This is a genomic window from Flavobacterium sp., from assembly GCF_044361065.1.
In the GTDB taxonomy this organism is placed as follows: domain Bacteria; phylum Bacteroidota; class Bacteroidia; order Flavobacteriales; family Flavobacteriaceae; genus Flavobacterium.
In genome coordinates this window covers 1-3394 of sequence record NZ_JBIKJI010000188.1, presented here as the reverse complement: position 1 = coordinate 3394, position 3394 = coordinate 1, and the positions used below count along the sequence as shown (strand labels likewise).

Here is a 3394-nt window from a genome sequence, read left to right as displayed (position 1 = left end):
TGTATTTGTAATAAATTAAATCGACAAAATTAAAGGCGTAAAAAAATAAATTTGAAATGAAATACAAATAAAACAATCCTTTTTGATACTTCGGTTTTGTATTTATAAAAAATGGTAAAGTAGACAATAAAATAAATAGTCCGTTTACATATAAAATAGCCGTAGTATCAAAAACCAAACCGTGATACGAAATCTGTAAAAACTCAGTTACTGAATTTACATCCAAAATATCGTAATTATAGGTGTAGAATAAAATTCGAGCTATAAAATAAAACAAATACGCCAAAGCTATTCTGTAAAACAACACGCTGTATTCGCTTAATCTGAAAAATGATTTCATTTAATTAATATTTAATTGATGCAAAATTAACAATATTCAAAGTTTTTCGATGAAATATTTTTATAAAGTTCTATTTTTTTATAAATTGCAGTTTAAAAAAAAACTTTTTATATGAAAAATGTAACACGACTTTTTGATTTTCCTTATTATCAGTTAGAAAAATTCAACTTACCAGATGCTTTGGTAACTAAAAATGGTTCTGATTGGATTAAAACTTCTACACAAGAATACATCAATAAAGCCAATGCTTTATCAAGAGCTTTATTACATTTAGGTGTTGAAAAAAATGATAAAATTGCTATCATTTCTTCAAACAATAGAACAGAATGGCACATTTCAGATATTGGAATTTTACAAACTGGAGCACAAAACGTTCCTATTTATCCAACAATTTCTTCTGAAGATTACGAATATATTTTAAATCATTCCGAAGCAAAATACTGTTTCGTATCCGACCAAGAAGTATACGATAAATTAAAAGCAGTACACGCTAATATTCCATTATTACAAGATATTTATTCGTTTAACGAAATTTCTGGTTGTAAAAAATGGAGTGATTTATTAGAAACAGGTAACGATACCGCAAATCAAAATGACGTAGAAGCTCGTAAAGATGCCGTTTTACCTTCTGATTTAGCAACTATAATTTATACTTCAGGAACTACAGGTCGACCAAAAGGTGTAATGCTTACGCACGATAATATTGTTTCTGATGTATTAAACTCAGATAAAAGAATGCCATTACGAAAAGGAAGTACGCGTGCATTGAGTTTCTTACCGATTTGCCATATTTTCGAAAGAATGTTAACGTATTTGTATCAATATGGTGGAATATCTATTTATTTTGCTGAAAGTATTGAAAAAATATCTGACAATTTAAAAGAAGTACATCCGCACGTAATGTCAGTTGTACCAAGACTTTTAGAAAAAGTATACGATAAAATTTACGCAAAAGGTGCTGATTTAACAGGAATTAAAAAGCGATTATTCTTTTGGGCATTAGATTTAGGTATGAATTACAAACCGTATAATGAAAATGGTGCCTTTTATAACTTCAAATTAGGAATTGCCAGAAAATTAATTTTCTCTAAATGGCAAGAAGGTTTAGGTGGCGAATTGGAAATGTTAGTTTCTGGAAGTGCGGCACTTCAAACGCGTTTAACCAAAGTATTTACAGCAGCTGGAATTCCGGTTATGGAAGGTTACGGATTAACTGAAACGTCTCCAGTAATTTCTGTAAACGATATGCGAAATGGCGGTTTCAGAATTGGAACTGTTGGTAGAGTAATTGAAAACGTTGAAGTTAAAATTGCTGAAGATGGCGAAATTCTTTGTAAAGGACCAAACGTAATGATTGGGTATTATAAAGACGAAGCACAAACCGCAGAAGTAATTAAAAACGGTTATTTCCATACGGGCGATATTGGTGAAATTGATGCCGATGGCTTCTTAAAAATCACAGATCGTAAAAAAGAAATGTTTAAAACGTCTGGAGGTAAATATGTTGCGCCACAAGTATTAGAAAATTCATTCAAACAATCTCGTTTTATTGAGCAAATTATGGTTATTGGCGATGGCGAAAAAATGCCTGCGGCTTTCATTCAACCGGCATTTGATTTTGTAAAAGAATGGGCAATCAGACATAATATTGATATAGGAAATTCTAACGAAGACCTTTGTAACAATCCAAAAGTTATTGCACGAATTCAAGAAGATATTGATGAAGCCAACAAAAAATTTGGTAATTGGGAACAAGTAAAACGTTTTGAATTAACACCCGATTTATGGTCAATTGATGCAGGGCATTTAACACCAACAATGAAATTAAAACGTAAAATAATCAAAGAGAAATACCAAACCCTTTACGATAAAATTTACAACTCTTAGTATGAAAAAATATATTTTCATTACGTTAATCTTCGCTTTTTTTTCTTGTAAAAAGAGCGAAGATTTTTCGTTACAGACCTACCACACCTTTGACTCAAAAGCAGACCAATACACGGGTGGTATTAAAATGATTCCGATAAAAACACCTAAAGGCACTTTTAAAGTTTGGACAAAACGATTTGGGAACAACCCGAAAATAAAAGTATTGCTTTTACACGGCGGACCTGGTTTAACGCACGAATTATACGAATCTTTTGAAGGCTATTTTCCAAAAGAAGGCATCGAATTTATTTATTACGACCAATTGGGTTCGTATTATTCCGACCAGCCAAAAGACAAATCGCTTTGGACAAATGAACGCTTTGTAGAAGAAGTGGAACAAGTACGCATAGCACTTGGTTTAAACAAAGACAATTTTTACATTTTAGGACAATCTTGGGGTGGGATTTTAGCGATGGATTATGCCTTAAAATATCAGAAAAATTTAAAAGGATTGATTATTTCTAATATGGTTTCAAGCATTCCGTTGTATAACAAATATGCTAAGGAAGTATTGGGTCCACAATTGAACAAAGACGTATATAACGAAATTATGCAGTTGGAAAAAAATAATGATTTTGCCAATCCACGTTATACGGAATTGCTTTTTGAACATTATTACACCCAACATATTTTAAGAAAACCACAAAAAGAATGGCCTGAATCCATTACCAGATGTTTCAAACACATTAACTCTGAAGTGTATATTTCTATGCAAGGCTATAGCGAATTTGGTATTACAGGTGATGCCTATATTAAAAACTGGGATGTATCCAAACGAATAAAAGAATTGACCGTTCCTACCTTAACCATTGGTGCAAAATACGACACTATGGATCCTGAACATATGAAATGGATGGCAACACAAGTACAAAACGGACGCTTTTTATTTTGTAAAAACGGCAGCCATTTATCACAATACGACGACCAAGAAACGTATTTTACAGGTGTAATTCAGTTTTTAAAGGATGTGGATGAGAAGAAATTGTAATTTTAAAATATAAAAACTTCTCACATTTTTGTAGGAAACATTCTACAAAGAATATTGGAATTGATTTATTAACTTTGGGAAAAGATAATACTGATATTTTTCAGATATATAAACGAGTTGGTAGTAATTAAAACAGA

General features: G+C 31.4%; 2 protein-coding genes and 1 pseudogene. 2 read left to right on the top strand and 1 reads right to left on the bottom strand.

Annotation, left to right across the window (positions count from 1 at the left end; translation table 11 throughout):
- Nucleotides 1–340, bottom strand: a pseudogene (locus ACIQ11_RS09640) (LTA synthase family protein); the annotation flags it as partial.
- A gap of 111 nt (nucleotides 341–451) precedes the next feature.
- Here ACIQ11_RS09640 and ACIQ11_RS09635 point away from each other — a divergent pair.
- Entirely contained in the window at nucleotides 452–2227 is a 1776-nt protein-coding gene (locus tag ACIQ11_RS09635) for an AMP-dependent synthetase/ligase (protein ID WP_396154417.1), read from the top strand.
- Between the two features lies 1 nt (nucleotide 2228).
- Nucleotides 2229–3257, top strand: coding sequence for a proline iminopeptidase-family hydrolase (locus ACIQ11_RS09630; RefSeq protein WP_396154415.1), 1029 nt, complete (start codon nucleotides 2229–2231; stop codon nucleotides 3255–3257).
- Nucleotides 3258–3394: the final 137 nt, after the last annotated feature.

What these genes read in the sequence shown, in the direction of transcription:
- ACIQ11_RS09635 (WP_396154417.1), top strand. Translation starts at nt 452, where the DNA reads ATGAAAAATGTAACACGACTTTTTGATTTTCCTTATTATCAGTTAGAA.
- ACIQ11_RS09630 (WP_396154415.1), top strand. Translation starts at nt 2,229, where the DNA reads ATGAAAAAATATATTTTCATTACGTTAATCTTCGCTTTTTTTTCTTGT.